This window comes from Acidithiobacillus sp. TH-A35, from assembly GCF_057473505.1.
The window spans coordinates 1-3,990 of the sequence record NZ_JBYCKR010000165.1 but is presented as its reverse complement, the minus strand read 5'-3'; the positions used below and the strand labels follow the sequence as shown (position 1 = coordinate 3,990).

The 3,990-nt window shown below is 61.6% G+C and carries 5 protein-coding genes; 1 reads left to right on the top strand and 4 read right to left on the bottom strand.

Annotation, left to right across the window (positions count from 1 at the left end; translation table 11 throughout):
* Window positions 1-77: 77 nt before the first annotated feature.
* The 4 genes from queC to pal are packed head-to-tail and all read right to left on the bottom strand — an operon-like array spanning window position 78 to window position 2,840.
* Window positions 78-767, bottom strand: a complete 690-nt coding sequence (gene queC, locus AC2VNK_RS05780; RefSeq protein ID WP_486883145.1) for a 7-cyano-7-deazaguanine synthase QueC — start codon at window positions 765-767, stop codon at window positions 78-80.
* A 2-nt stretch (window positions 768-769) separates the two neighbouring features.
* Window positions 770-1,414 carry a 7-carboxy-7-deazaguanine synthase QueE gene (queE, locus tag AC2VNK_RS05775; RefSeq protein ID WP_486883144.1) on the bottom strand — a complete coding sequence of 215 codons (645 nt, stop codon included), beginning with the start codon at window positions 1,412-1,414 and terminating at the stop codon, window positions 770-772.
* A complete protein-coding gene (gene ybgF, locus AC2VNK_RS05770; protein ID WP_486883143.1) occupies window positions 1,414-2,241 on the bottom strand; it encodes a tol-pal system protein YbgF in 828 nt (275 codons plus the stop codon). Before ybgF ends, queE begins: the two co-directional genes overlap by 1 nt.
* Window positions 2,242-2,261: 20 nt before the next feature.
* Window positions 2,262-2,840 (bottom strand): peptidoglycan-associated lipoprotein Pal, encoded by a 579-nt coding sequence (pal, locus tag AC2VNK_RS05765; protein ID WP_486883142.1) that lies wholly within the window; start codon window positions 2,838-2,840, stop codon window positions 2,262-2,264.
* Window positions 2,841-3,103: 263 nt separating this feature from the next.
* Between pal and galE the strand changes: the two genes are divergently transcribed.
* Window positions 3,104-3,990: UDP-glucose 4-epimerase GalE (gene galE, locus AC2VNK_RS05760; RefSeq protein WP_486883141.1), on the top strand; the 887-nt coding region annotated here is incomplete at its 3' end.

Sequence of the window (3,990 nt, the reverse complement as noted above, 5' to 3'; positions counted from 1 at the left end):
ACAAGGTCGAGAGGTCTGCAGTGTGCCGTGGCAAAAACTTGGTAAATGCGGTACTGGCGGCGCGGCGGGTGTTTTGCTCAGGAACCCTGATAAGGCGTGGGATCAGCGATCCCCGCCTTTTGGAATCCTTCCCGGCGCAGGCGGCAACTGTCACAGCGGCCACAAGACCGGCCTTCGGCATCGAGCTGGTAGCAGGAGCGGGTCATTCCGTAGTCCACACCCAAACTGGTGCCGAGACGAATAATCTCGCTCTTGTTGAGAAACTGCAGCGGCGCATGGATGCGCGGCCCGCGGGCCGCATCGCCGAGGCGGGTAGCCACCTGCGCTAACGCCTCAAAAGCCTGTACAAATTCTGGCCGGCAGTCGGGATAACCGCTGTAGTCCTGGCTGTTCACCCCCAGAAAAATATCCCTGGCGTTCAGCACTTCCGCCAGCGCCAGCGCCAGCGCCAAAAAGACGGTGTTGCGCGCGGGCACATAGGTGATGGGGATGCCCGGCGCCAGGCCGGTCTCGGGGACGCTGAGTTGCGGATCGGTCAGCGCCGAGCCGCCAAAAGCCGCCAGATCGATAGGCACCACCCGATGGCTGGCGGCGCCCATGGACTGCGCTAGCAGTGCCGCATAGCGCAGTTCTTCCTTATGCCGCTGCCCGTAGTCAAAAGAGAGGGCGTGGACGGCAAAGCCATCCCGGCGCATGAGCGCCAGCACAGTGGCGGAATCCAGTCCGCCGGAGAGCAGCACAATGGCAGGTGTGGCAGGCGTCGGCATGGTCAATGTCCGGGCAGGTCGCCCCAGATCAGTTTATGCAACTGAATCTGCAAGCGTACCGGCAGATGGTCGGCGAGTATCCATTCGGCGAGCTCGCGCAAGGCGAGCGCACCATGGCTGGGAGAAAAGAGTATTTCACAGCGTTCCGCCAAGGCTTCCCGCACGAGCGCGTCTTTGGCCCAGTCGTAATCGGCACGACTGCACAGCACGAATTTAATCTGGTCCTGCGGGTTGAGTAAGGGCAGGTTTTCCCAGAGATTGCGTTCGCACTCCCCGGAATCAGGGCTTTTGAGGTCGAGCACCTTCACCACCCGGGCATCCACTCCCGCCAGCGAAAGGGCACCGCTGGTTTCCAGAAAGACTTCATAGCCCGCATCGCAAAGCTGCGTCATCAGCGGCAGCACATCGGCTTGCGCCAGCGGTTCGCCACCCGTCACCACCACCAGCCGGTTTCCCCCCGCGCGCACCTGTTCCAGAATTTCGGGGATTTGCCGCCATTCGCCGCCATGAAACGCATAGGCCGTATCGCAGTAATGGCAACGCAAGGGGCAGCCCGTGAGACGCACAAACGTCGCGGGACGCCCGACACTGCGGGTTTCCCCTTGCAGGCTATGGAAGATTTCCGTGATGCGGAGTCGCCCCTCCATCACTTTCCGGCGGGCAACGCCTGTAACTGCGCATCCGCCTTCTGGGCCGATGGCGTGCTCGGATATTGCTTGATGATCTTGTCGAGGACAGCGCGGGCTTTGCCGGGCTGGCCGATGGCCTGATAGATTTCCGCCATGCGCAACATGGCTTCCGGCGCCTTGCTGCTTTGGGAGAAGCGCGCCTGCACGGTGTGGAGACTCTTCAGGGCAGCGTCATTCTGGCCCAACACATACTGTGCCTGTCCGAGCCAGTAGTACGCGTCAGGCACCAGGCTGCTCTGCGGATATTTCTGAATAAAGCCCTGCAGCCCGGTGACGGCGGATCCGTACTTGCCCTGCCGCAACAGATCGAAAGCCCGCTGATAATCGGCCTGCCCCAAACCCTGGACCGAGGGCGCGGACGTATTGCTCGCTGCCGTAGCGACCGCGGCGGCCGGGCTGATGACGTCGGCACTACTGCCGACCGCGCTGCTGGTGCTGGCGGTTGCCGCCGTACCCGGCAAGGCCACGGCAAGCTGCGCCGCCAGGGCCTGTACCTGGGCCCCAGTAGCTTGCTGCTGGGTTTGCAGGGCATGGGTTTTGGTGTCGAGTTCGCCGCGCAGATCGCGGACTTCCTGTTCCAGACGCTGGGTGCGCCCGAGCAGGACAGCCAACGCGCTTTGACTGCCCTTGCTCGCCTGCTGAACCGCCACCAGGCTGCTCAGTTCGCCCTGCATGACCGCCATCTGCTGTTGCAACTGCAGCACTTTCTCGCCGGTTGACTCGGCCTGTGCGAAGGGACTCAGGCATAGCAAGGAAAGGACGGGAAAAAGATGCCAGCGTTTCATCAGCACACGCTCCTTGGCGTTCAGCCGTTATAGCCACCGCTGTAAACGAAGTCCACACGACGGTTTTTTGCCCAGCAGACAGAGTCGTTCGTGGTACACAAGGGATTGTCCTTGCCAAAACTGACGGTGCTGACCCGCGCCGCGCTGACACCCTGGGATTCCAGGAACTGTTTCACCGTCTCTGCGCGCTGCTCGCCGAGGGCCAGATTGTACTCCTGGGTACCGCGATCATCGGTGTTCCCCTCCAGGCGAACCTCGATATGCGGGTGGGCGACCATGAACTGCGCATTCTGGGTCGCAATCTGCTGGGCCTGTGCATCCATGGAGCCACTATTAAAGCCGAAATGCACCCGCAAATGCTGCGGCAAGGCGGCCAGTTCAGCGGCAGTCAGGCCGCTGCTGCCCCCGCCGATGGGGCCGTTGGCATTGAGGTTCTGACCGTTGATGCCTTCGCCGGCATAACCGGCCGTAGCCGCAGAGTGGGCGGGAGCCACCGCACCGGCCGTAGTGGGCGCCCCGCTCCCCACGTTGTGCGCACAGCCCGCCAGCGTCAGTGCTCCGGCTACAGCAACGACCACCTTCAGAAGATCAGAACGCATGTTTTCAACCCCCGCAAAAATTTCGGGAATTGTAGCCTGTAGCCAGAGACAATAGCAATGCGGCACGCACGAAGCCATCGCCTGGGCTATCGCGATGTCACGGTTTTTTGCGCCGAATCATACCTGATCAAACGAGGCATGATGAGGACTGACGCCCAAGATCCCTTCTGAGCGGAAAACCGTGCCGTGCTTTGGCAAGTGCGTTTGAATGAGCCATACTTCGAAATCCTCCGCTACGCCGCATAAGCATCGGACAACCCTGCATGAAGCACCCTATCCTCGTCGTCGGCGGTGCCGGTTACATCGGCTCGCACATGGCCAAGATGCTCGTCCAGAGTGGGCATGAAGTGCTCATCCTGGATAATCTTTCTACGGGCTTTCGGGAAGCCGCCCGCTATGGCCGCCTGCTTGAAGGCGATCTGGCGGATACCGCGCTGCTGGAACGGATTTTCGGGGAGACGCCCATTGCCGCCGTGATGCATTTTGCGGCGCTCAGTCAGGTAGGCGAGTCCATGCGCGAACCCGCCCGCTACTATCGCAATAATGTCGCCAATACCCAGAATCTACTGGAAACCATGCGCCGCCATAACGTGCGCCGCTTCATATTTTCATCCACGGCGGCATTGTTCGGGGAGCCGGAATATACCCCCATCGACGAGCAGCATCCCCAGCGCCCCATCAATCCCTATGGGCGCAGCAAGCGCATGGTGGAAGAGATGCTGGCGGATTACGACCGCGCTTACGGCCTGCGCTTCGTCAGCCTGCGTTACTTCAACGCTGCCGGGTCCGACCCGCAGGGCGAGTTAGGTGAGCGCCACGATCCCGAGAGCCATTTAGTCCCCCTCGTGTTGCAGGCGGCCAGCGGTCGGCGGGCACAGATAGCCATTTACGGCGACGATTACCCAACGGCAGACGGCACCTGTGTGCGCGACTATATTCATGTCTGGGACCTGTGCGGCGCGCACCTGCTGGCTTTGGAGCATTTGCTGGCCGAAGGGGAAAGCAATACCTTTAATTTGGGCAACGGTCAGGGCTTTTCGGTGCAGGAGGTCATCGATACCGCCCGGCGCGTTACCGGCCAGCGCATTCCCGCCGACGTTCAGCCCCGCCGCCCCGGTGATCCCGCCGTGTTGGTGGCCGACAGCCAAAA